General features: G+C 70.7%; 17 protein-coding genes and 1 pseudogene. 7 read left to right on the plus strand and 11 right to left on the minus strand.

What is annotated here, in order from left to right; translation table 11 throughout:
• Positions 1–369: 369 nt before the first annotated feature.
• Entirely contained in the window at positions 370–1,593 is a 1,224-nt protein-coding gene (locus tag OHA58_RS35555) for a PP2C family protein-serine/threonine phosphatase (RefSeq protein ID WP_405483814.1), read from the plus strand.
• Positions 1,594–1,676: 83 nt separating this feature from the next.
• Here OHA58_RS35555 and OHA58_RS35560 read toward each other — a convergent pair whose 3' ends face one another.
• Positions 1,677–2,921: an MFS transporter gene (locus tag OHA58_RS35560; RefSeq protein WP_405483815.1), complete on the minus strand. Its 1,245-nt coding sequence runs from the start codon at positions 2,919–2,921 to the stop codon at positions 1,677–1,679.
• 58 nt (positions 2,922–2,979) lie between these two features.
• Between OHA58_RS35560 and OHA58_RS35565 the strand changes: the two genes are divergently transcribed.
• The 4 genes and pseudogenes from OHA58_RS35565 to OHA58_RS35580 all read left to right on the plus strand — a co-directional run bounded on the left by OHA58_RS35565 (position 2,980) and on the right by OHA58_RS35580 (position 6,720).
• Entirely contained in the window at positions 2,980–3,969 is a 990-nt protein-coding gene (locus OHA58_RS35565; RefSeq protein WP_405483816.1) for a helix-turn-helix domain-containing protein, read from the plus strand.
• A 92-nt stretch (positions 3,970–4,061) separates the two neighbouring features.
• A pseudogene (locus tag OHA58_RS35570) lies at positions 4,062–4,412 on the plus strand (phosphotransferase); the annotation flags it as partial.
• 64 nt (positions 4,413–4,476) lie between these two features.
• Positions 4,477–5,367 carry a hypothetical protein gene (locus tag OHA58_RS35575; protein ID WP_405483817.1) on the plus strand — a complete coding sequence of 297 codons (891 nt, stop codon included), beginning with the start codon at positions 4,477–4,479 and terminating at the stop codon, positions 5,365–5,367.
• 120 nt (positions 5,368–5,487) lie between these two features.
• Positions 5,488–6,720 carry a cytochrome P450 gene (locus OHA58_RS35580; protein ID WP_405483818.1) on the plus strand — a complete coding sequence of 411 codons (1,233 nt, stop codon included), beginning with the start codon at positions 5,488–5,490 and terminating at the stop codon, positions 6,718–6,720.
• A gap of 33 nt (positions 6,721–6,753) precedes the next feature.
• Here OHA58_RS35580 and OHA58_RS35585 read toward each other — a convergent pair whose 3' ends face one another.
• Together OHA58_RS35585 and OHA58_RS35590 are read right to left on the minus strand one after the other, a co-directional pair.
• Positions 6,754–7,866, minus strand: a complete 1,113-nt coding sequence (locus OHA58_RS35585; RefSeq protein ID WP_405483819.1) for a YncE family protein — start codon at positions 7,864–7,866, stop codon at positions 6,754–6,756.
• On the minus strand, positions 7,863–8,459 hold the full coding sequence (locus OHA58_RS35590; RefSeq protein WP_405483820.1) for an ankyrin repeat domain-containing protein: 597 nt from the start codon (positions 8,457–8,459) through the stop codon (positions 7,863–7,865). The genes OHA58_RS35585 and OHA58_RS35590 overlap by 4 nt, the downstream gene beginning before the upstream one ends.
• A gap of 556 nt (positions 8,460–9,015) precedes the next feature.
• On the opposite strand from OHA58_RS35590, the gene OHA58_RS35595 reads away from it, so the two are divergent.
• The gene (locus OHA58_RS35595) at positions 9,016–9,432 is read left to right on the plus strand and encodes an NUDIX domain-containing protein (protein WP_405483821.1); all 417 of its coding nucleotides are present in this window, start codon (positions 9,016–9,018) and stop codon (positions 9,430–9,432) included.
• Between the two features lie 246 nt (positions 9,433–9,678).
• Positions 9,679–11,766, plus strand: coding sequence for a SpoIIE family protein phosphatase (locus tag OHA58_RS35600; RefSeq protein ID WP_405483822.1), 2,088 nt, complete (start codon positions 9,679–9,681; stop codon positions 11,764–11,766).
• 22 nt (positions 11,767–11,788) lie between these two features.
• Here OHA58_RS35600 and OHA58_RS35605 read toward each other — a convergent pair whose 3' ends face one another.
• From OHA58_RS35605 to OHA58_RS35640, 8 genes are all read right to left on the minus strand, one after another.
• The gene (locus OHA58_RS35605) at positions 11,789–12,826 is read right to left on the minus strand and encodes an ABC transporter permease (RefSeq protein ID WP_405483823.1); all 1,038 of its coding nucleotides are present in this window, start codon (positions 12,824–12,826) and stop codon (positions 11,789–11,791) included.
• A complete protein-coding gene (locus OHA58_RS35610) occupies positions 12,823–13,785 on the minus strand; it encodes an ABC transporter permease (protein WP_266568655.1) in 963 nt (320 codons plus the stop codon). Before OHA58_RS35610 ends, OHA58_RS35605 begins: the two co-directional genes overlap by 4 nt.
• Positions 13,778–15,337: a sugar ABC transporter ATP-binding protein gene (locus tag OHA58_RS35615; RefSeq protein WP_405483824.1), complete on the minus strand. Its 1,560-nt coding sequence runs from the start codon at positions 15,335–15,337 to the stop codon at positions 13,778–13,780. The genes OHA58_RS35610 and OHA58_RS35615 overlap by 8 nt, the downstream gene beginning before the upstream one ends.
• Before the next feature lie 109 nt (positions 15,338–15,446).
• Positions 15,447–16,544: an ABC transporter substrate-binding protein gene (locus tag OHA58_RS35620; RefSeq protein WP_405483825.1), complete on the minus strand. Its 1,098-nt coding sequence runs from the start codon at positions 16,542–16,544 to the stop codon at positions 15,447–15,449.
• Positions 16,545–16,736: 192 nt separating this feature from the next.
• The gene (locus OHA58_RS35625; protein WP_405483826.1) at positions 16,737–17,849 is read right to left on the minus strand and encodes an aldose epimerase family protein; all 1,113 of its coding nucleotides are present in this window, start codon (positions 17,847–17,849) and stop codon (positions 16,737–16,739) included.
• A gap of 276 nt (positions 17,850–18,125) precedes the next feature.
• Positions 18,126–19,142, minus strand: coding sequence for a LacI family DNA-binding transcriptional regulator (locus tag OHA58_RS35630; RefSeq protein ID WP_405483827.1), 1,017 nt, complete (start codon positions 19,140–19,142; stop codon positions 18,126–18,128).
• Between the two features lie 368 nt (positions 19,143–19,510).
• On the minus strand, positions 19,511–21,910 hold the full coding sequence (locus OHA58_RS35635) for a beta-L-arabinofuranosidase domain-containing protein (RefSeq protein ID WP_405483828.1): 2,400 nt from the start codon (positions 21,908–21,910) through the stop codon (positions 19,511–19,513).
• 208 nt (positions 21,911–22,118) lie between these two features.
• Complete coding sequence (locus tag OHA58_RS35640) at positions 22,119–24,722, minus strand: PA14 domain-containing protein (RefSeq protein ID WP_405483829.1); 2,604 nt, start codon at positions 24,720–24,722, stop codon at positions 22,119–22,121.
• Positions 24,723–24,726 lie beyond the last annotated feature (4 nt).

A 24,726-nucleotide genomic window follows, 5' to 3' on the forward strand; every position in this document is an offset into this window, starting at 1 on the left:
GCTCGCCGGGGTCGGACTCTGACGCCGGGCCACCGGCCGCCGGAGCGGGTATGTCGGGGTTGCTCATGGGCGGGTCAGCCCCTGGCGGGTGTGCGGCGGGGTCTCGGCGTGCTTGCTCATGCCTCCACCGTAGATTCGACAGTTTTGCCTGTCCAGTTTGAGCTGAGCAGTTTTGCTTCCCTTTTGTGTGGAGGGAGGCGGCACACGTCCTCTGGGTGGGTGTGGGAACGTCTGGGTGGCGCACCCGCGCCGGGGGAGTGATGTGCCCCGGTGCACGCGGTATTCGAGCAGGTCGCGGGGGGTGTGGTGGGCGCCGGTGCGCCGTCCGTGCGACAGGGCGCCGACGTCACACGGGTATAAAATTCCCCTGTGAGATACCGGCGATGGTCGATGGATCGCCTCCTGGAGCGGCCATCGGGCCGCGGTCTGGTGGCTGTTCCACTCGGTCTGATCGTGGTGATCGTCCTGGTGGACATCCACTCACCGACAGATGTCCACCTCGGCCCGCTGCTCGTCATCGCACCGGCCCTGACCGCCTCCATCGCCGGCCCCCGGCTGACCGCCCTGGTCGGGCTCCTGGCCGTGGGCGCGCAGATCCTGATAGGGGCACTGCACGGCGGTCTGACCACGACCAACCACATCTCGCAGATCATCGCCATCACCCTCCTCTCCGCGCTGATCGTTCTTTTCTCTCATGCCCGGGACCGGCGCATCCGGGAGCTGAACCGGGTGCGGTCGGTGTCCGAGGCGGCGCAGCGGGTGCTGCTGAGACCTCCGCCGCGCAGGGTCGGTCCGCTGCGCGTGGCCTGGCTGTATCTGGCCGCTGGGGACGAGGCCAAGATCGGGGGTGACCTGTTCGCGGTCGCCCGCGCCGCTCACCCCAGCACCCGCGTGGTCATCGGCGACGTACGCGGGAAGGGTCTTGCCTCCATCGGTGAGGCGTCGGTCGTGCTCGGAGCGTTCCGCGAGGGAGCTCACCGTCACGCTCTGCTGCCCGATCTGATGGCGGCCATGGACGACAGCGTCGCCCGGAACCTGGAGGAGGTCGCCGACACCGAACACGACGCCGGAGAGCACTTCGTCACCGCCCTCGTGCTCGACATCCCGGACGACGGTCCGCACGCGGAGATGGTCACCGCCGGCCATCCACCGCCACTGCTGGTGCGCGCGCGCCAGGTCACGGCGCTGGCGCCAGGTAACTCCGCGCCACCCCTGGGCATGGGCGAACTGCCCGTCCCCCCGCTTCGAAGCGACCACTTCACCTTCACGGCCGGTGACTTCCTCGTCCTGTACACCGACGGAGTCATCGAGGCCCGCTCGCCCACCGGCGCCTTCTATCCGCTCGCCGAGCGGGTCGCGTCCTTCCCGTCCCTTCCCGGCGGCGGCCCCGACTCCCTGCTGCACCACATTCACCGTGATCTGCTCGCCCACACCGGCGGGCAGCTCAACGACGACATCGCGCTCCTCGTCATCGAACGCGTACCCACCCACCACCTGCTCCGCCCGCTTCTCAACGGCCACCCCATGACGGACCGGGCCGACGCACACCCCGACGGAGCGCCGCCGTCGACGGCTCACGAACGTGGGCTCTGAACGGTCCCGGGACGGTTACGACCAGCAGGCATCGGGCTTCCGACCTGGACCTGGACCTGGACCACCGGTGATCCGGTGTGCCGTCAGGTGGCCGAGCAGGAGTCCGCTGCGGGTGCGGAGGTGTCGGGCTGGGCGTGAGGCAGTCGGCGTACGGCTCTGGAGGCCATGGGTATCAGCGTGGCCGCGGCGGAGACGGCGCCGGCGACCGCGGTCACCCGGAACGCGCCGAACGCCTCGGCCAGCGGGCCCACGCAGAGCTGCCCGACCGGAATCGCGACATACGACAGCAGGTCGTCGTAGGACGAGACGCGCGACAGCACGTGTGCGGGGACGTGCTCCTGGAGCGAGGTGTCCCACGCGAGGGCGGTGACGGAGGAACCGAGCCCCGCGACGAACGCCGCCGCGATCAGCCACGGGGCGTGCGCCTGCGCCCCCAGCGAGATCAGGGGCAGCGCGCCCAGCACCCCGGCCAGCTGCCCGAACCGCAGCAGATGCCGCACCACCAGCCGGTACATCAGCAGACTCGACGCCAGCATGCCGACGCCGCGCACGCTGAGCACGAACCCCCAGGTCGTCTCGCCGCTGAGCTGCCGGGTGAGCTGGGGGCCGAGGATCTGCCACGTACCGGTCTGGACGAGGTTCAGCAGGCAGAAGGACAGCGTGCCGACCCACACCCACCGGATCGCACGGAACGCGCTCCAGCCGTCGCGGATGTCGGCCGGCACGGTGTTTCGCGGTGACGCCTCCGAGGCGCCGGTGAGGGGGAGCCGTACGAGGAATCCGGCCGCGACGAGATACGTGAGCGCGTCGAACGCGATGGCGGGCCCGCTCCCGACCGTCACGACCAGCACGCCCGACAGGCTCGGGCCGAGGATCTTCGTGGCGTTGCCGGCCGAGCCGAGGAGCGAATTCGCCTGCTGCAGAAAGGACTTGGCGACGAGCTGAGGGACGACGCCGCGCAGCGCCGGGGTCGTGAAGGCGGCGAGCGCGCCGTTGAGGAACTCGAGGGTGGCCACCAGCGGCAGCGAGTAGTGCCCGGTCAGCAGGAGCGCGGCGACGGCGCCCTGCGTCAACGCCGCCCCCAGATGGGCGGTCACCAGGACGGTCCGGCGCGGGAACCGGTCGGCGACGGCGCCGCCCACGAGCAGGAGCGCGAGCAGCGGCAGCATGTGGGCGGCGAGGACGACGCCGAGGTCGTGACCGCTGCCCGAGGCGTCGAGGACGGCGAAGGCAAGCGCGACCGGAGCCATCGAGCTGCCGAGCAGGGACACCAGACGTCCGGCGAAGAACGAACGGAACGCGGCCTGTTGGAGGAGGGAGGAACGCACCGGCCCGAGTGTGGGGAGCCGTCGGCGCGCACGCTAACGTTTCGGCAGGAGGCGAAAGATGGTGCTGCTGCGGTTGAGCTCGATGGCCCTGTCACAGTCCCGGTTCGCGCTGTCGCCGAGCGCCGAGACGCTGGGGTCGATGAGCGTCCTGATGAAGCCCTGCTCCGACCCGTGGCTCACCCCTTGGTACACCCGCCACCACGACGCCTTCCACGCCGCGCTCGACGCGGACCCTTTCGCCAGAGGCCTCGTCGAGCTGATCTGCTCGACCAAGTACCTCCCCGGCTACGTGAGCCGCCCGCCGTCCGGCGGAATGCGCACCACGCTCGCCGACGAACTGAAGGCCGTCGCCGCGGCCCGTGACGACGACATACGCGCGGACCTCGACGCGGCGGTGGCCCGCAGCTGGAAGCGGCACGACCTGGAGTGGCTGACCGGGCACGGGTGGGGGACCCGGACCGCCGAACTCTTCCGGCAGGTGTGGACGACGCATGTGTCGCCGGACTGGCCGCGCCGCCGCGCCCTGTTGGAGCGGGACGTCACGTACCGGGCGGGCCTGCTCGCCGGGTACGGCTGGCCCAGAGCCCTCCAGCACATGAACCGGCGCAGTGCGTGGGTCGGCGCCGACGCCATCCGCTTCAGTGACCAGCCAGGTCCCGACTGCATCGTCGGCGAGGGCGGAATGCTGTTCGTCCCGGTCTGCGTGACCAGCGGCACCTGGCTGGCCGAGGCGCCTCCCGACCGGTACGCCCTGGTGTACCCGGCCCGCGGCACGGCCGAGCGGACCGGGCGGGCGCGAGCGCCGCAGGCTCTCGACCGGCTGATCGGCAGCGGCCGTGCCGCCCTCCTCCACGAACTCGAACGCCCGGCGACCAGCAGCGAACTCGCCGCGCACCTGGGCCAGTCGCTCGGAACCGTCGGCGGCCACCTGGCCGTCCTGCGCGATGCGGACATGGTCGTCGGTACGCGAGTGGGCCGACGCGTGGTCTACCGCCGCACGGAGGCGGGCGATCGCCTCGCCGGTCGTGCAGACTCTCCGGATGGCTGACCATCGGATCGACGAGCCAATCGACGAGCCAATCGACGACGCCATCGGTGAAGCGGTGGTGCGTTCGCTTCTCGCGGAGCAGTGTCCGGACCTGGGACAACCAACTGTGGTGTCTGGGCGCCGAGTTGGCGGTACGGCTGCCACGTACGCCACGCGCCCCGGACCTGCTGCGCAAGGAGCACCGCTGGCTGCCGCTCCTGACCCCGCGGCTTCCGCTCCCGGTCCCCACACCTCTCCGGCTCGCCGAACCGTCCGGCCTCTTCCCGCACCCTTGGACCGTTGCGGAATGGGCCCCCGGCGAACCGGCGGACGCACCGGCCAACCCCGGGCGCGCCCGGCGGCAAGCCCACGTGGGGGCGGGCCGGTCGGCTGACCCTCGACCGCGTACTGGCCTCGCGCTGAACGTGACACGTTCGCCGGCGCTCGGCGCGACAGCGCGGTAGCGGGTGGGCCAATGCGACCGGCGCGTCTCAGCCGCCTGCGCCACCCGCACGGCAGAGTGGACATGTGGATGCAGATGATGTTGCCGAGGATCTCTACCGCCTGCCGCCCGTACAGTTCACGGCCGCGCGCAACGCGCAGGCCGCCGAGGCGAAACGCGCCGGTGACGCGGCCACCGCGCGCCGGATTGCCGCCTTCCACAAGCCGACTCTCGCCGCCTGGGTGTCGAACCTGCTGGCGCGGGAGAAGGAGGAGGCGGGGCAGCTCCTCGAGCTTGCGGAGGCGCTGCGGGAAGCGCACCGCACGCTCGACCCGGAGCAGTTCCGGACCCTCAGCCATCAGCAGCACGTAGTGATCGCGGGCCTCGCGCGACAGGCGGGCGGCCTCGCCCGGCAGGCAGGCCAGCCGGTGAGCCCGAGCGTTCTGCACGAGGTCGAACAGATCCTCCACGCGGCGCTGGCCGACCCGGAGGTCGCCGAGCAGTGGGCCACCGGCAGGCTCACGAAGGTCCCCATCGTGTCCACGGACTTCCCCGGTACGACGCCTTTGGCGCAGGTGCTGAAGAAGGACGCAGAGCCCGAAAAGCACACCCCTGCTCCCGCAAGTCAAAAGGCCCCCGATGCCGCCGAGGAGAAGCGCCGCGCCCGCCTCAAGGAGGCGATGAAGGCGGCCACCGAGGCCGCGGCCGAAGCGAGCCGCCGCGACGACGACGTGCGCCGGGCCGAGGAGGAGCACGAGCAGGCCACCGCCCGCCGGACCGCGGCGGACGAACGCGTCGCACTCCTGACGGTTCAGCTCGGCGAGGCCGAGGAGGAGCGGCGCACCGCCGCCGAGGCGGCGGACGAGGCGTCCGTACGGGTCCGGGACGCCGCACGTGAACAGAAGGCCGCCAGGCGGAAGTCGGCGAGTACGTCCCGGGCCGTCGAGCGGCTCTCCGGAGGTGATTCCGACCGCTGAGCGCGAGGCTCATCCTCGTATCACGAACTGGTCACGCCACCCACCCGTACCCATGTTCTATTGGATGCTGGCGACCGAGATCACGTCAGGGGATACGTGTTCGCGAAACGGAGTGAGGACATGACCGATCCGGCCGCCGCACCACTGGAACTGACCCACGCTCAGATCGACGAGGCGTCGCACGGCCATGGCGTGCCGCTGGTGCGGGTGACGCTCCCGGGGACCACGACCCCCGTGTGGCTGGCCACGCGCTACGACGTGGTGAAGGCGGCGCTCGGCGATACCCGTTTCGTGCGGGACCTGGCGAGGGTTCCGGGTGCGCAGGGCGGAGGTGTGGGCGCGGAACTGCTCGACGACGCCGGGCTGCCGCCGGAGTACCGGCAGTACCTGGAGATCCTCGTGATGGTCGACGGGCCCGAGCACACCCGCCTGCGCACGCACGTGATGCGGGCCTTCGCGCCGCGCCGGATCGCCGCGCTGCGTCCGCGCATCGAGCGCATCGTCCAGGACGTGACCGGTGAACTCGCCGCGAAGGGCGACCAGTTCGACCTCCTGAGTGCCTTCGCCTACCCGGTCATGACGGACGTCATCTGCGAGATCATCGGCGTGGACGCGGCCGACCGGCCGAAGGTGAGCGGCTGGATCAGGGACTACGAGTCCGGTGAGCCGGACCGGTTCCTGCCCGGCATCGACCACCTCGCCGCGTACATCGGCGAACTGCTGGACCTCCGTGGCCCGGCGCCCAGGGAGGACCTGGTCTCCGATCTGCTGCGCTCCAGCGCGACGGCGGCCGGGGGCCAGCGCCTCACGCGCCAGGAGATGATCGCGCTCGTCTTCCTGCTGATCAACACGGGGATCGCACCGCCCGCCTTCTTCATCACCGACGCGGTCCTCACCCTCCTCGACCACCCGCAGGAGGCGGCCCGGCTGCGGGCGGAGCGCGACCTGTTGCCGCGCGCCGTCCAGGAGTTGCTCCGTCACGTGTCGGCGGTACGGGTCGGTGCCACCCTGTACGCCACCGAGGACGTGCGACTCGGCGGCGTCCTGGTACGCCAGGGGGAGGGCGTGACGAGCGGTCTGCTCGCCGCCAACCGCGACCCGGGAACCTTCGACGACGCCACGCGGCTCGATCTCACGCGCGAGGCGGCGCGCGGGACCGGGCACATCGCGTACGGGCACGGCGCGCACCGCTGCATCGGCGCCGCGCTCGCCAACCTCCAGACCGAGGTCATCCTCGACGAGCTGTTCCTGCGGCGCGACAGCCTCAAGCTGGCCGTCGATCGGGACGCCGTCGAGCGCGTCGGATTCGCGGGCGACGGCACCTACCCGATCGCGCTGCCGGTCCGCATCTGAGTCAGGCCCGGACGGGCAGGGGGCGGGGCCCGGTCACAGTACGGCGATGCCCAGCGGCCGATGACCTGCGGGCAGCCGGTGGGTGGCCCCGCTCTTCAGGTCCACGACGGTGATCCCGTCCCAGAATCCGTCCCGGGTGAAGCCCCCGGTGACGTAGGCGGTGCGGCCGTCCCGGGACGCGGCGACGTCCTCGTGCGGGCCGTCGAGGGGGACGACGCGTTCCTTCCCGTCGGCGGTGCGGATCGTCAGCGAGGCGTCGTTGTCCCCGGCGCTGATCGGTCCCGTCCCGACGGCGAGCAGGGTCCCGTCGGGGGTGAACCGGGCGCCGTGCTGGTGCGTGTCGGCGGTCATCGGTTCGACGGCGACCTTGCCGGTGCGCGGGTCGAGGACGGCCAGCTTCTCGCCCTCGAAGGGCAGCAGGAGCTTCCCGTCGTCGCGCACGGCGGCGTAGTGCGGCTTCAGCCACGAGCCGAGTCCGCCCTCCGTGCCGTACGGCGCGACCTCGAACCGGCGCGGGGTGAGCGTGTCGGCGCGTACGGCGGTCACGTCGAACGAGTCGTGGCCGGTGGCGTACACCTCACCGCCGTCCCGCGAGACGTCGACATCGAAGGGGCGACGGCCGACCGGGACGGTGTCCGTGACCTTCCGCGTCGCCGTGTCGATGACCTCCAACACCCCGTTCTTGTCAGGGACGTTGACGCCCACGTAGACATGCTTTCCGTCGGGCGCGAGGGCGATGCCCATGCCGCCGCCGCGGTACTCGCCGGTCGTGGCGGGGCCGGTTTCCGTCGTGTACGGGATGCGGCCGACATTCTCGCACGTCCCGGTGTCGACGACGGCCACCCCTTCGGCCGTCGTCACCCAGGCCCGGCCGTCCTTGCCGACGACGAGCCCGTACGGTGCCGTGCCCACCTTCACCGAGTCGAGTGTGCCGCGCTCCGGGTCCACGAACGTGACCGTGTCGCTGCCGAAGTCGGCCACCAGCAAGGTGCCTTGAGCGGTTCGCGCGGGCGCCGGCGCCGAGGGCGTGACGGTGGTGGCCGGGGGCGAGGACGCGATGGAGTCAGCGGCGCCGGGCGCGGTGCACCCCGCCGCGAGGAGGACAACGGCGATCGCCCCGAGCAGACCGCGCGCGCGGGCCGTCATGCCGCCGCCCTGAGCAGCGCCGCGAGCGCGTCGAAGCCACGGCGCTCCGCGTGTTCCAGGGCCGTGACGCCGTCCGCGTCCGCGAGTTCCGGGCGGGCGCCCGCCGCGAGCAGCAGCTCCACGATCTCCTGGTGGGCGCGGCCCCCGTCGCCGAGGATCACGGCTTCCAGGAGCGCGGTCCATCCGAGATCGTTGACGTGGTTGACGTCGATGTCCGTCTCCCGGAGCACCGCCCGCACGTACGCGACGTGGCCGCGCTCGCTGGCGGGGATCACCGAGACGCCGCCGTAGCGGTTACGCAGAGTGACATCTGGGCCTGCCGGGAGGAGGACGCGCATCATCGCGACGCTGCCGGTCACGCCGGTGACGAGCCACGGGCTGTCGTGCCGCCGGTCCTGGGCGTCCGGGTCCGCTCCGGCCGAGACCAGGACCCGCGCGGCCTGGACGTGATCGTTGAGAGCGGCAAGGAGCAGCGGGGAGCGCAGTTCCTCGTCGCAGGTCTCCACCGAGGCCCCGGCGTCGAGGGCTGCGCGCACCTCGGCGGCGTCACCGCGCCGGGCGGCCTCCAGGAGTCGGCGGTCGCGGTCGTGCATCTCGGTGCTCCAAGTCCGTAGGGAAGGAACGGGGGCGCCTCCGATTTCCGTTCCGGAGTCCATTCTCCGGCCACGTCCCGCCCTCACCGGTCGGCCTGCCGTCTGCGGCTACGGACCCCTACGGACGACACCGGGGTCAACCGATCGGCTGATGCCCAAGCGGCCGGCCCACGGGAGGAAAGAAGCCGGCCCACGGGAGGAAAGAAGCCGGCCCACGGGAGGAAAGAAGAGGAAAGGCCCCCTCCGTAGCCGGTGAGGGCGCGGAGGGGGCCGTGATGGAGTCCCGCCCTCAGGGTGTGCACCGGTTGCCGTCGCCACGACAGGAACCCGAAGACGTCCTCGGGTATCCCAACGAGCCGGCATGTGCCATGTTCTGCCATGGCCGCACAGGGCACCCGCACGTGGTTGATCGGCGTGTCACGTTGACGCGTTGTGCGGGCTCCGTGGGTTCGGCGTGATTCCTGACCGCGCGGGGCGCGTGATCGATAGGTTGTTCCCCTGCATCGGCCGTCATCGGGGACGGTGATGTCCGCAGTGGTGCAACGTGGGAGGTCAGATGCGTTCGCGAGTCTCGGCGTATGCGATCGCTGTCATGGAGGAGCAGTTGCTGCTGACCCAACTTGCGGAAAACTCACCGGTCTTCGAGCCCGGCCTGTGGCACCTGCCCGGTGGAGGGATCGATCCGGGGGAGCAGCCGCACGAGACGCTGGGGCGCGAACTGTACGAGGAGACGGGCCTGGAACTCCTGGACGCCAGGCTGATCGACGCGCGGTCGTACACCGCTCACCGGCTCGGCGTGGACCGGCATCTGGTGGGGCTCTTCTACCGCGTCGACGTCAAGCCCGGCCCGCTCGTGGTGACCAAGGCGGACGACTCCACGAGCGCCGTCACCTGGATGCCCCTGTCCGGCTTGCGGGAGTCCGAGCTGTCCCCTGCGGCGGTCGACAGCTTGGCGATGATCGGCGCCCGATAGATCCACCGGCCCCTGCATGGGCACGGCCCACCAGCAGCAGAGGAAGCGAACATGACCTTCCCCGGGAAAGGGGCATAAAATGCCGTGGGGAGTCTGGAGGCAGCATGGCCGAGAATCTGGACCGCAGTACACGCCGGGGCTCCGGCTGACAAAATACTCGTCCTCGATGGAGTCGATGACATCCCGAACCGGGCTGATCCCTTTCAGCCGTCCCTCGGACCCCGGCGATTCTGGGGAGGTGACTGGATGGATGCGATCGGTTCGTCGCGGACAGGCCTGACAAAGGCGGGCACGGTTTCCGAGCCCGGCGGCCTGCTGGACGCCCTGGCCGTGGCCGCGGTGATGATCGACGCCCAGGGCCGGATCTGCCTGTGGAGCCCGCAGGCCGAGGAGCTGTTCGGCTTCACCGCCGAGGAGGCGCTGGGGCAGCACGCCGCGCCGCTCCTGGTCGCCCCGGAAAACCAGGACCTCGTACTCAGCCTGTTCGCCGAGGTCATGGAGAGCGGCCGGAGCTGGGCCGGCGTCTTCCCCGTACGCCACAAGGACGGCAGCACCCGCCTGGTGGAGTTCCGCAACATGCGGCTCCACGACGAGCTCGGAGACGTCTACGCCCTCGGCATCGCCAGCGACCAGGCCCTCCTGCGCCGCGTCGAGAGGGACCTCGCGCTGTCCGTGCAGCTAGTGGCCCAGTCGCCCATCGGGCTCGCGGTCCTGGACACGGACCTGCGCTATGTGATGGTCAACCCCGCGCTGGAACGCATCAACGCCCTGCCCGCCGAGCAGCACATCGGCCGCGGCGTCGGCGAGGCCCTTCCGTTCCTGGACACCGAAGCCATCACGGCCACGATGCGCCAGGTCATGGCCACGGGCACGCCGGTCCTCAACGAGTTCACCATCGGCCGCCCCGGCGGCGCCGCCGACGTGGAACACGCCTGGTCGGTGTCCTACTACCGGCTGGACGACCCGGCCGGCCGGGTCCTCGGCCTGGCCATCTCCGTGGTGGACGTGAGTGAACAGCACCGGGCCTCGCAGGAAGCCGCCCGGGCCCGCCGGCGCCTGGCTTTCATCGCCGACGCGTCCAGGACCGTGGGCACCACTCTGGACGTCGAGCAGACCGCGCACGAGCTGGCGTCGGTGGTCGTCCCCGAGCTGGCCGACCTGGCGGCGGTCGACATACTCGACGCCGTGCTCCAGGGCCTGCGCCAGACCACCCCGGCCGCCGGAGGACCCGCTCTCTTCCGGGCACTGGCGGTGACGGCGGCCTACTCCACCAACGCGCTCCACGCCGCCGACACCCCCGGGCAGATCGCCAGCTATGCGGCCGACCGGTACATCACCCAGTGCGTGACCTCAGGGCGCCCGGTGCTGGTGGAGCACGTGAGCGAAGAGGACCTGGAGCGCATCGCCCCCGACCCGAAGTCCGCCCGGGTCCTGTCCCGGGCGGGGCTGCACTCCTATCTGGCGGTGCCGCTCATCGCACGCGGAGAGGTGCTCGGCGCGCTGGACCTGGGCCGCGCGAGGAACGAGCTGCCGTTCGACGAGGACGACGTCGTCCTGGCCGGCGAACTGGCCGCCCGCGCGGCGGTCTGCATCGACAACGCCCGCTCGTACCAGAGTGAACGCCGCACCGCCCTCACCCTCCAGCGCCACCTGCTCCCGCCCAGGCCGCCCCGCAGGCCCGGCCTGGAGATCGCTTACCGCTACCAGCCCGCCCAGTCGGCCAGCGAGATCGGCGGCGACTGGTTCGACACCATCCCGGTGGCCGGGGACAAGACCGCCCTCGTGATCGGTGACGTGATGGGCAGCGGCATCAACGCCGCCGCCACCATGGGCCAACTGCGCACCGCCACCCGCACGTTGGCGGACCTGGACCTCGCGCCGGCCGAGGTGCTCCGCCACCTCGACCACACCGCCGCCGAACTCGACCCCGCGTTCGCCACGTGCATATACACCGTGTACGACCCGCACCGAGGCGAGTGCCGGATCGCCGTCGCGGGCCACCTGCCGCCCATCCTGGTCAGGCCCGGCCGGCGACCCGAACTCCTCGACCTGCCCACGGGGACACCCCTCGGTGTGGGCGACGTCGCCTTCCAGGAGACGACCGTGAAGATGGAGTGCGGCGACCAACTCGTGCTCTACACCGACGGGTTGATCGAGACGCGCTCCGACGCCATAGACGCCCGCATCAACACCCTGCTCGATCTGCTCTCCGACCCGCAGGGGTCCCTGGACGAGGTCTGCGACCACCTCCTCGTGGCACTGCGGGACGAGGGGGACCGCGACGACGTGGCCCTCCTGATCGCCCGGGCCCGCCCGCTGGGGTCCACGTCGTAAAGCCTCAGCGCGATCCGGTCGCCTACAACAACTGCCGCCTGCGGCCGAGCCACGTCTGCGCGATGACCACGACCGCCAGGAACGCGCCGCTGACGACCTGCTGGTAGGAGGAGTCGAGGGAGCCGATCTGGTTGATGACGTTCTGGATGACCTTCAGGAGCAGCACCCCCACCAGGGAGCCGCTGACGTAGCCGAGGCCGCCGGTCAGCAGCGTGCCGCCGATGACGACCGCGGAAATGGCCTCCAGCTCCATGCCGTTGCCGAGAATCGTGACGCCGGAGGCCAGCCAGGCGGCGTTGAGCGCGCCGGCCAGGCCCGCGAGGATGCCGGACAGCGTATAGACAATGATCTTGGTACGGGCCACGGGAGCACCCATGAGAGCGGCCGCGTCCTCGTTGCCGCCGACCGCGTAGACATGCTGGCCGAAGCGGCTGCGGCGCAGGACCACCGCGCCCGCCACGAACAGGACCAGGGTGATCCACACGGGGTTGCCGAGGCCGAGTGTCGTGCCCTGGCCGAGCTCCGCGAGGAACGAACCCTTGGCGAGGAGATAGGTGTCGGCGCCCTCGTCGGTCAGGGACAGCATCAGGCCGCGCGCGCCCAGCATCGCGGCCAGCGTGACGATGAAGGGAGCGAGTCGCGAGCGGGCGATCAGCAGGCCGTTGACCACACCGATGAGACCGCAGATCGCCATCGGCAGCAGGAGCGCCACCAAGGTGCCGTACTGCGACCCCCACGCGGCCAGAACGCCGCCCAGGGCGAAGAGCGAACCGACGGACAGGTCGATGCCGCCGGTGATGATGACGAAGGTCATGCCGAGCGCGACGACCGCCAGGAACGCCGAACTCGTCGCCATGTTGGACAAGTTGTCCCCGGTGGCGAACGAGCCGAAGCTCAGTGACGCCACCGCCGACACGATCACGAGGACCGCCAGCGCGCCGTGCTGCTGGACCAGCGCGCTCAGCCGTTCGGAGCGGCTGCTGCCGACGGGCTCGGCGTCGAGAAGCTCCTTCTCCGTACGGGCCACGGCCTCTTCCGTTTCCGTCCTGGTCGCCGTCATCGCTTCCCCCTTCCGCGCGCCGCGTAGACCGCCAGCACGATCACGATGGCCTGGGCGATCTGCGTCCACGAAGGCGGCAGATCGTGCTTGATGAGGGTGGCGGTGAGCAGCTGGATGAGGACGGCGCCCGCCACCGTTCCGGCGATGTTGACCCTGCCGCCGCTCAGGGGGGTGCCGCCGACCACCACCGCGGTGATCGCGGACAGTTCCATCAGATTGCCCAGCGACGTGGGGTCGCTGGCCTGGAGCCGCGCGGTCGCGAGCACACCCGCGACAGCGGCGAGGAGCGCGCACGCCACGTAGACGAGCATCAGGACCCGGCGCACCGGCAGCCCCGCGAGCTTCGCCGCCGCCCGGTTGTCGCCGATGGCGAGCAACTGCCGCCCGAAGGTGGTGCGTCGGATGACGAAGGCCACCAGCAGCGCGAGCGCGGCGGCGATGACGATGAGGTACGGGATGCCGAGTACGTCACCCGAACCGAGCGACGCGAGCGCCGGGTTGTGCAGGTCCTTGAGCTGCGGCAGCAGCACCAGGGCGATGCCGCGGCCGCCGACCATGAGGGCGAGCGTGGCCACGATCGGCTGGACGCCGACCCAGGCGACCAGCGCCCCGTTGGCCAGGCCCACCACGGCGGCGAACACGGCCACCGTGAGCAGGGCAGGCACGAGTCCGTACCCCAGATAGAGGGCAGTGACCGAGGCCGCGAGCGCCATGACGGCGCCCACGGACAGGTCGATGCCCTCGGTGCCGATGGCCAGGGCCATGCCGAGCGCGACGATGATCACGGGCGCGACCTGCACGGCCTGAGTCCGGAAGTTCTCGGCGGACAGGAAGTGCGGGGTGACGGCGATATTGACGACGAGCAGCACGGCCACGCCCGCGTACACGCCGTACGTCTGCATCCACTGCAGGACGCGGGCGCGGTCGAGGGCGGCCGGCCGTATCGCGGCCTCAGCCATGGCGGGTCACCTCCCCGGCGGCGCCGGGGGCGGGGCTGCCCGCCGCGATGGTCTGCATCAGCTTGTCCTCCGTGACGTCGTCGCCGGTCAGTTCGCCGACGACCGCGCCGTCCTTCAGCACGACCACGCGGTCGGACCCTTCGATGAGTTCCTCCAGGTCGGAGGAGATGAGCAGGACACCGAGGCCGTCCTCGGCCAGTTCGTCGACCAGCTTCTGCACCTCGGCCTTGGCGCCCACGTCGATACCGCGCGTGGGCTCGTCCAGGAGCAGCACCTTCGGGTTCATGGCCAGCCAGCGGGCCAGGAGCACCTTCTGCTGATTGCCTCCGGACAGCTCGCCGACCTTCTGGTGCGGCGAGGAGGCCTTGATACGGAGCCTCTTGACGAAGGTGTCCACGATCTTGTCGACCTGGGCCTCGGAGACCAGACCGAAGCGGGAGAGCCTCGGCAGCGCGGCCAGCGCGATGTTCTCGCGGACGGAGAGCCCGGGGACGATGCCCTCGCTCTTGCGGTCCTCGGGCAGCAGGCTGATGCCGGCGCGGATGGCGGCGGGCGTGGATCCCGCGCGCAGCGGGACACCGGCCACCGTGACGCTGCCCGCCTTCGACGCCAGCGCGCCGGAGATCGCCTTCGCGGTCTCCGTGCGCCCCGACCCCAGCAGTCCGCCCAGACCGACGACCTCGCCAGGACGGATGTCCAGCGAGACCCCGTGCAACTTGTGAGGAACCGTCAGGTCCCTTGCGCTGAGGACCGGTTCGGAGTCGGCGGCATGGTGGTCGCCGGTGAACTTGGTCAGGCCCTCACTGCGGACCTCGCCCAGGTCACGTCCCAGCATGGTGGACACCAGCGTGAGCCGGTCCAGATCCGCGAGCGGTCCGGTGTGCACGCGGCAGCCGTCCCGCAGCACCGTCACGGTGTCGCACATGGCGTACAGCTCGTCGAGCCGGTGGCTGACGTAGATGACGGCGATCCCGTCGGCGCGCAGCCGGCGGATCACCTCGAACAGGGTCTCCACCTCGCGCGGTTCGAGGGAGGAGGTCGGCTCGTCCATGATGACGACGCGCGCGTCGGTGGCGACGGCCCGGGCCAGGGCCACCATCTGCTGGGCGCCGACGCCCAGCGTCCGCAGCGGCTGCCGAACGTCCACCCGCACCCCGTACGCGCGCAGCGTCTCCTCGGCCTCGCGGTGCATGCGGCCGAAGTCGAGCAGCCCGAACCGGTTGCGCGGCTCGCGCCCCAGGAAGAGGTTGCGGGCCACGCTCAACAGCGGGATGAGGTTGACCTCTTGGTAGATCGTGGAGATGCCCGCGCGCTGGGCCTCCAGCGGCGTGGCGAAGGAGACCGGGCGGCCCTGGAAGGTGATGTCTCCCGCGTCGGGCCGGTACACACCGGTGAGCACCTTGATGAGCGTCGACTTGCCGGCGCCGTTCTCGCCCATCAGGGCGTGGACCTCACCGGCGTGCAGCGCGAGGTCCACACCGTCCAGGGCCCGGACACCGGGGAACGACTTGCTGAGTCCGCGGACGGTGAGGACTTCGGCGAAGGGAGCCACCTGTGCCTCCAGAGTGGGGTGAGGGCTAGGGTCTTTCGTTTGGATCAGGCCGGATCAGGGGCGGGGTGGGCCTGCGCAGGCCCACCCACCCCGCCCGCCTGAAGCCGTGTCAGAACGCCTTTCCGATGTCCGACTTGGCGTTCTTCGCGTCGTAGGCCCCGTCCTGGATGATGACGTCCTGGGGGACTTCCTTGCCCTGGGTGAACGTGTCGAGGGTCTGGAAGGCGAGCGGGCCGAAGCGCGGGTTGGACTCGATGACACCGCTGATCCAGCCGTCGACGATGCCCTGGACGGCGTTGCGCGTTCCGTCGACCGTCACGATCTTCACGTCACCGGCCTTCTTGCCGGCGCCCTTGAGCGCGGCGACCGCGCCGAGGCCCATCTCGTCGTTCTCGGCGTAGATCCCCTTGATGCCGGGCTTCGACTGGATCAGCTGCTCGGTGACCTGCTGGCCCTTCTCGCGGGCGAAGTCGCCGGTCTGCTGGAAGACGACCTTGAGGTCCGGGGCCTTCTCCTTGATGCGGTCCTTGAAGCCCTTGGTGCGCTCGGTGGTGACGTTGTTGCCCGCGGCGCCGAGCAGGATCGCGACCTCGCCCTTGCCGCCGGTCGCCTCGATCATCCGGTCGGCGGCGCGCTTGCCCTGGTCGACGAAGTCCGACGCGATGAAGCTGACGTAGTCCTTGCACGCCGTGGCGTTGATCTTGCGGTCGATGGTGACGATGGGCACCTTCTTGGCCGCGGCGGCCTTCAACACCGGCTCCCAGCCGTCCGAGTTGAGCGGGGCGATCACCAGCAGGTCGGCGCCCTTGGCGAGGAGGTCCTGCACATCGCTGATCTGCTTGGAGAACTGCGACTGGGCGTTGGCGGTGAGCAGCTTCAGACCGCGCTTGCTCGCCTCGGCCTTGATCGAGGCCGTCTCCGCGATCCGGAAGGGGTTGGCCTCCTTCTCGGACTGCGAGAAGCCGACCGTGGCGTTCTTGAGGTCGAGCTTCTTCCCGCCGTACGCGTCGATCGTGCAGCCCTTGCTGCCGGGCTTCGGCGTGACGACCTTCTGGCCCGCGTCGGCGGCGGACGCGGAGGAGTCGGACTTGTTCGCGGCGTCGTCCTCGGACTTGGCGCAGCCGGAGGCGGTGAGGGCCATGGCGGCGGCCAGGGCCACGATCACAGGGCGGGCGGTGAGGTGACGGCGGTGGGCGAAGTGCTTCATGGTGACCCCGATCCGGGTGGCGCGGCGACGGAGGGTTGGCAGGGAGCAGCGAGGGCGGCGAGTATGCGGCTCGACGAGGCGAGAGCCTCGACTGGTCCGCCCGCAGGAGTTTTTACATCGTTGAAAGGAGGGTGTAAAGCCTTTGTGCGGGACGTGACCGCCCTGTGATTCGGGTGGGCCGCCCGACCGCGGTCAACGTGCGACCGCTGTGAGGTGCGGGAAGCCGAGCACGGTCCGGCTGCGCAGGGCCTGGTCCGGGCGCAGGACGGTGCTCGGATAGTCGGGACGGTTGGGGGAGTCGGGGAAGTGCTGCGTCTCCAGGCACAGGCCCGCGTGGGCGCCCAGCCTGCGACCCAGCAAGTCGCCGAATCCGCCGTCGAGTTGCTGCCCTGCGTAGACCTGGAGCCCCGGCTCGCTGGTGTGCACCTCGAGCACGCGCCCGCTGCCGGGGTCCTCGAGGCGGGCCGCACGGCGCAGGCCCAACTGCCCCTCGCCCGACGGACGGTCACGGTCGTCGAGCACCCAGCAGTGGTCGTAGCCGCCGGCACGCGCCAACTGCTTGTCGGGCTCGGCGATCCGCGCACCGATCCGCCGTGCCCGGGTGAAGTCGAACGGCGAACCGGCCACCGGTGCGGGTGCCCCGGGGAGCGGGAGGCCCGTCTCGTCGATGGGCAGATACGCGGCGGCGTCCACCGTCAGCAGGTGGTCGAGTACCCCTCGGTCCGGGTCGCCGGAGAGGTTGAAGTAGGCGTGGTGCGTCAGATTGACGGGCGTGGGGCGGTCGGTGACGGCGTGGTAGTCGAGCGTCAGGGATCCGTCGGACGCGAGGGTGTAGGTGACGGACACCTGGAGCGAACCGGGAAAGCCCTGGTCGCCGTGCGGACTCTCCAGGCTCAGCCGCACACTCGCGGCGCCGTCGGGCCGTTCGCACGGTTCGGCACGCCACAACCGGCGGTCGAACCCGTCGGCTCCGCCGTGCAGCGAGTTGCCCCGGTCGTTGCCGGGGATGTGGTGCCGCGTTCCGTCCAGGGTAAACGTGCCCGCGGCGATGCGGTTGGCGAACCGCCCCACCACGGCCCCGAGATACGCGCCGTGGGTGGCGTAGTGCTTCACGTCCGGGAGGCTCAGGACGACCTCGGCGGGTGGCCGGCGTTCGGGGCCGGGGACACGCAGGGAGTGCAGTACGGCGCCGTATGTCAGCACGGCGGCCTCAACTCCGCTAGCACTGCGCAGAGTCCAGCGCTCGACCGGGAGGCCCGAGGGGGTGGCGCCGAAGGGTGCCGGGAAAGGGGCGGCGAAGGACATGGGCTCCTCGCGGGGGTGAGGGCCGGGCTCTGTCCGGCGCCGGACGCGGGCGATGCCGACGGGGCGCGGACGGAGCCGGGGACCGGCAGCTGCGGACGCCTGGACATTACAACGTTGTAAGGGGTCGGTACAGGTATCTGCTCGGGTCTTTCGGATATCCGGCGGTCATCCGGCGGCTGCCGGGCCGGGGATTTCGGCGGGAAGTCCCTTTGCCGGCGGAACGGGCACGCCGTCCCGCCGCTCGGCCTACGTGCTCGGTCCGGTCTACATGCCCCGTCAGGCCTGCGTGCTCCGCCCCAGCGTGCTCTCGCGCGCGATGAGCCGGTAGTCCGCCCACACGCGGCGGGGTTCGGGCGCCTGGCCGCTGAGCCGGGCGAGGACCGACTCCACAGCCATCCGCGCGATGGCCTCCTTGTCCGGCGACACGGAGGTGAGCGTGACTGTCCCGAAGTGCCCCTCGACGACGTCGTCGAAGCCGACCACGGCGACGTCCTCGGGCACGCGCATGCCGCGCTCCGACAGCACCCGCATCGCTCCGATGGCGATGGGGTCGTTGTACGCGAACACGGCGTCGGGCCGACGTCCGGTCTCCAGGATCCGGGTCATCGCCGCAGCGCCGTCCGCGTGCCCCCACCCCTCGGTCGTCGCGATCAGCCCGTCGTCCACGGAGAGGCCCGCCGAGAGAAGCTCCTCGCGCCACCCCTGAAGACGCAGGTGGGCGGGTTGGCTGTGACCGCGGCGGGCGCCGATGAACGCCACCTCGCGGCGCCCCAGATCGATGAGATGGCGGACTGCGGTGCGGGCCGCTGCGACGTTGTCCACCGCGATGTGGTCGTAGGGCAGGTCGTAGTGGCGCTCGCCGAGCAGGACCAGAGGCACGTTCTCCGTACGCTCACGGAGGTCCTCCGCCTCCAGCTCGATGGGGCTGAGGATCAGGCCGTCGATGACGCGGGCGCGGAAACCCTGGCTGACCAGGACCTCCTGTTCGCGCCGGCCGCCCGTGTGGTCCAGGAGCACGATGTAGTCGTGCAGGGCGGCGGCGTCGATCACCGCGGCCGCGAGCTCGGCGAAGTACGGGTTGCCCAGCTCGGGAAGGGCGAGGGCGATGATGCCCGTCCGCCCCTTACGCAGGTGCCGCGCGGTGAGGTTGGGCCGGTAGCCGAGCTCGTCGATGGCCTGCTGCACCCGCTCGCGCATCGCGGGTGTGACGTGCTGGTAGTTGTTCACCACATTCGAGACGGTCTTGATCGACACGCCCGCACGCGCGGCGACGTCCTTGAGGCTGACCCGCACAACATTCCTTCCGGTGGCCTGCCGGGCGCCGGGACCGGTGCGTGCCCGCACGGCGCCGGAGCCATGGCCCCGGCGCAAAGGCTCTGGAGCCGGGCTTACAACGTTATACGTCCGCATGGCGAAAGGTGGCAAGGGGAACGGATTTACCGGCACCGGCAGCCGGACCAGCAGGGTAACGAGACCCGGGCACACCGACTCCTGACCCACCGGACCCCTGACCCACCGGACCCCCGACGCACCGGACCCCCGACACACAGGACGACCGGCACACCGGCTCCTGACACACAGGACCCCCGGCACACCGTCCCCGGCACACCGACGCCGTGGCGCGCCGGGATCCCCCCGGCGCGCCACGGTCGGTCACGACGTCAGAGGAGCCGCCACAAGTGGTCGTCCGTCCCGTTGTCGTCGAACTGGACGACCTGCGCGCTGTCCGCCGTCGACATCCCGTCCACGCCGAGGACCTTGCCGCTGTTCTTGTTGCGGATCCGGTACCACCCGTCCCCGCTGTCGACGAGCGCCCACAGGTGGTCGGCGGTGCCGTTGTCCTCGTACTGGACAACGTGTGCGCTGTTCGCCGTGGACATCCCGTCGACCCCGAGGACCTTGCCGCTCTGGCCGTTACGGATCAGATGCCAGCCGTCGCCCTGGTCGACGAGCTGCCACGCGTGGTCGCCCGTACCGGAGTTGGCGAACTGGACGACGCGGGCGCTGTTCTCCGTCGACATGCCGTCGACCGCCAGAACCTTCCCGCTGTGCTTGTTGGCGCTGCGCCGGAACGCGGGCTCCGGCGTCCATGCCCTGCCGTCGGGCGAGGCCTGGGGAAACGCCGTGATCCGCAGCCGGGCCGCGCCCATGGGGACGAGTGTCACCGTCTCGACGGGCGCGTCGCTGCGGGCCGGTCCGCTTTGCAGGGGCGCGACGACGTGCTCGTCGTCCGCGACCCACTCCTCGATGCGACGGGCGCGCGCGGTGATGTGCACCGGCGTCGTTCCGTGGGTGAACGGGTTGTCCCCGACCGGCCCGTCGTCGCGCCGGAACGAGAGCCCGGCGTCGGGCGACAGGCCGTAGTTCCAGGCGGAGGTCGCGTGCACCTCGTAGTGGGGGAACGTGTCGTCGCCCGCGTAGCGCTCGTACTGCTCGCCGATCTTCAGGGAGTAGGTGAGCGGTCCGTGGTCGACGCTGACGGCGTCATGGTTGTCGGGCCAGTGGCGTACGGAAGTGCGCTGCGGCAGGCGCAGCGTCACCACGTCACCGTCGTGCCAGGTGCGCTCCACCTCGGCCCAGACCGGTCCGTCCTCGGCCGCCAGGCGCTTGCCGTTGACGAGGAGCTCGGGCCCGCGGCACCACCCCGGGATACGCAACCGGAGCGGGAAACGCACCGGCTTCGGGGTGGAGAGCCTGAACTCGACGGTCTCGGTGAAGGGATAGCCGGTCTCCTCGACGATGGTCACCTCGGTGCCGCCGGTGACCCGCGTACGGACCGTGCAGGGGGCGTACATGGCGGCGGCGAGCCCGTCGCCGGGCGTCGCGAGCCACAGCTCCTCGTTGAAGTAGGGCCAGCCCATGCCGTAGTTGTGCGGGCAGCAGCGGTACTGGTCGACGCCGGGCTGCAAGGACTGCATGGCGAAGCCGTTCTGGAACTGCCCTTGTGTCTTCGGGGTGTTGTCCAGGTCGACGCTGTTGGCGCTGGTGACGTAGTGCAGGGACTTGCCCTGCGGGTCGAGTGCGGCGGGCAGCATGTTGAACGCGAGTTCCTCGCAGCGGTCCGCCCACACCGGGTCACCGGTGATGCGTGTGAGCAGTTCATGGCTGGCCATGAACTCGACGATGCCGCAGGTCTCGAAGCCCTGACGGGGGTCGCCGAAGCCGGGCCGGTAGTTCTCGTCGCCCGCCATGCCACCGCCGGGGAACTGGCCGTACGCACCCATCACGGCGTCGTAACCGCGGTAGGTGGCCCGGGTCAGCTCGGCCGAGCCGGTGAGCTGTGCGTACTGGGCCGGCTCACGGAACCCCTGGGCGATGTTCACGTTGTGGCGCGAGGGCGTGCCGCCTGTCCAGTCCGCGCCGAGGGTGTGCATCTTGCCCGCCAGATCGAGGAGGAACTTCTCCCCGGTGCGGCGGTACAGCCACACTGCGATGTCGAGCCCGTCGCCCCAACGGTACGAAACCCAGCTGGAGTTGAAGGCTCCGGCCCCCTGGGCGTTCATGAAACGCAGGAAGCGGGTGACGAACGGGACGACGCGCCGGTCGCGCGTGTACTCCTCGTAGGTCCGCAACGCCATCAGCAGCGGCAGGAACGGCCAGAAGTCCGGACCGCCGTTGAGCGAGGTGCGCAGCGCGCGCGGGCCGAAGAAACCGTCGCTCTCCTGCGTGGCGAGGATCGCGTCGATCCACTCGCGCGAACGGGCCAGGGCGTGCTCGTCACCGGTGGCGACGGCGAGCGGGACGTAGCCGCGCAGCCAGTACGGCAGTTCCTCCCACGCGCCGCGCTCGGGGTGCACCCAGCCGGTGTTGTCGAAGTCCAGGAAGTGGGACAGGTCCTCGTACCGGCCGCACAGCCCGTCGAGCTGGAGTTTCAGCTGCCCGGCGAGCCAGCCACGGGCGGTGACACTGCCGGAGGGCAGCTTCCGGAACGCGTCCGGGAGCAGAGTGCCGGCCGAGGGGCGTGAAGCCGCCGCCGCGGACGTGGCGAACGGGCCGCCGAGCGCCGCGGCGCCCAGGCCCAGGGCGCCGGCACCGAGAAGAGCGCGTCTGCTGACAGGCATGCGGGTGCTCCTGTTCGGAGGTACGGAGGTACGGAGGTACGGAGGTACGGAGGTACGGAGGTACGGAGGTACGGAGGTACGGAGGTACGGAGGTACGGGGGAGGGGATGCGAAGGGCCGGGCTCGCGCAACAAGGGCGAGCCGCGCCCCGGTCCCCCTTCCGCCCCGAGGGAGCGCGGAAGGGGGACCGGGCACATGTCAGACCGTGTTCAGCTGCCGGAGCAGCCGGCCACGGTCGCCTGCGAGGCGTCGCGGATCAGCGCGTCCTGCGCCGCCTTCACCCGCTTCACATCCGGCTTGACGATCTTGCGGTCGTACGTCACCAGGCCGTTGAGCTCACCCTCGACGTCCGAGATCTGCGTGTACACGGCGCCGTTGCTGCCCTGGCAGGCCAGCTTGTGCACCTCGGCGAGCCGTGCGAGGTAGTCGTCCGTGTACTTCGCCGGGTCGACGTCCACGTACGACTGCTGCACCGCCCACGCGTGACCGGGTACCGCGAGGCCGAGGCCGCCGTACTCGCCGCTGACCAGGGCGCGCTTGCCGTCGGGATGCGGCGGCAGGGCCGGGCTCGGATAGCCGTGCTCGTCCATGATGTCGCCGGTCCCGCCGTCCGCCCCGAGGTTGAGGCCCGACATGTTGTTGACCAGCCGCGTCGGGTCCCAGGCCTTGGCCTGCTCGGCGATGCGGCCCACGTCGTACTGGCCCCAGCCCTCGTTGAAGGTGACCCACATGACCACCGAGGGGTGGCTGCTGTGCTGGTCGATCATCGTCTTCATCTCGCGCTCGTACTCGGCGCGCGCGGCCGCGTCCGGCGCCGCGCTCATGGCCGGCATGTCCTGCCACACCATCAGACCGAGCTTGTCCGCCCAGTAGAACCAGCGGTCGGGCTCGACCTTGATGTGCTTGCGGACCGAGTTGAAGCCCATCTGCTTGTGCATCTTCAGGTCGTAGGCCAGCGCCTCGTCCGTCGGCGCGGTGTGCAGCCCGTCGGGCCAGAAGCCCTGGTCGAGCGTGGCCATCATGAAGACGGGCTTGCCGTTGAGGAGGGTGCGCGGCGTGCCGTTCACCTTATCCACGGAGATGGAGCGCATCCCGAAGTAGCTGCCGACGCTGTCCTTGCCGACGTTCACCTTGAGGTTGTAGAGGAACGGGTCGTCGGGCGACCACAGATGCGCCTTGTCGATCTTCAGGGTCAGCGGCGCGCCGGTGACCCCGCTCGCCGTGGCGACCCTGCGCTTGCCGTCGTACGCCGTCGCCGTGACCGGCACGCCGTCCCGTACGCCCTTGGCCTCGACGGTGGCGCTGCCTGCCTTGACGTCCGGTGTGATCTTGAGGTCGGCGGCGTGATCGGCCGCGACCGGCTCCATCCACACGGTCTGCCAGATGCCGGAGGAGGGGGTGTACCAGATGCCGCTCGGGTCGAGGCGCTGCTTGCCGACCGGCGGGTTCTCGCCGCCCTGCGCGTCCGTCGGGTCGTAGACGCCGACGATCAGCTCCTGGGTGCGCCCCGGCTTCAGCGCATCCGTGATGTCGGCGCTGAACTTGTCGTAGCCACCCTTGTGTTCGGCGACCTTGGTGCCGTTGACGTACACCTCGGACTGCCAGTCGACGGCGCCGAAGTTCAGCTGGAGGCGCTTGCCGTCACCGACCTTCCAGCCCGCGGGGACCGTGAAGGTGCGGCGGTACCACATGCGGTCCTCGTGGCGCTCGATGCCGGAGAGCTGCGACTCGACCGGGTAGGGCACGAGGATCTTCTCGCCGAGCGCCTTGCCGACCGGCGGCTTGTCACCGGACTTCGCCGCGGCGAACTGCCACTCGCCGTTGAGGTTCTGCCAGGCGTCCCGGGTGAGCTGCGGGCGCGGGTACTCGGGGTGGGCGTTCTTCGGCCCCACCTCGTCGGCCCACTTGGTACGCAGCTCGTACTCGGAGTCGTTCGGGCCGCTGCTCCAGAACTGGCCGACGGCCTTGTCGCCGGTGCTGGTCAGCCCGCCCTTGCCGTCGTACGTGACATCGGCCTGGCCGGACGCGCCGCCGCCCTTCTTGCCCACGACCGGCTCCTTGAGCCCGACGAGCAGGGTGCGGGGGTCGGCCGGGTCGGCCTTGATCGTGGAGAGCGGCCACTGGGCACCGCCGATCACGGCCTGGAGGTGATCCGCGAGGCCGGCCGGCGGGGCCGCGAGCGACTGCGCGAAGTCGAGCTTGAGGGTACGGCCGTCCTTGAGGACGGTCGTGGATATCGCCCCGTCGTAGTCCCAGCCGTCGGGGAGACGGAAGGCGGAGGAGGGGATCGCTTCCTTGCTCTCGCCCGGCTCGGTCCAGCGCAGATGGAGGTTCGAGCCGCCGAAGTGCTCGAAGTACTCGACCTTGATGTCGTACGCCTTGCCGGCCGTCAACTCGACGGGCTGGGAGGTCTGTTCCTTGTCCCAGTCGTCGACCCAGTGGTCGATGGCGAGCTTGCCGTCGACCCAGAGCCGGAAGCCGTTGTCGCCGGTGATGGAAAACGTTGTCGCGCCGGTCTTCTCCGGTACGACCTTGCCCGTCCAGCGCACACTGGCGTCGTCGGCCTGGCCGGTGGCCGTCCGCAGCCGCGGCTCGAGGGTGTCGAAGTCGAGTTTCGGGTCGAAGCCGGTGGCCTTGAGCTCGTGGAAGTCGAAGGCTCCGGCGGCGGACTGGGTGTAGTACTCGCCCTTCAGGCCGTGGGGTTCGACCGGGTCGTCGGCCGCTGTCGCCGACGGCGACACGGTGAGTGCCGCGAGGCCCAGTCCCGCGGCCAGCAGCATGGCCAGTCGGCCTCTGAGTCGTTTGGTGCGCACGAAT

The sequence above is a fragment of the Streptomyces sp. NBC_00009 genome (genome assembly GCF_045040855.1).
Lineage (GTDB): Bacteria > Actinomycetota > Actinomycetes > Streptomycetales > Streptomycetaceae > Streptomyces > Streptomyces aureus.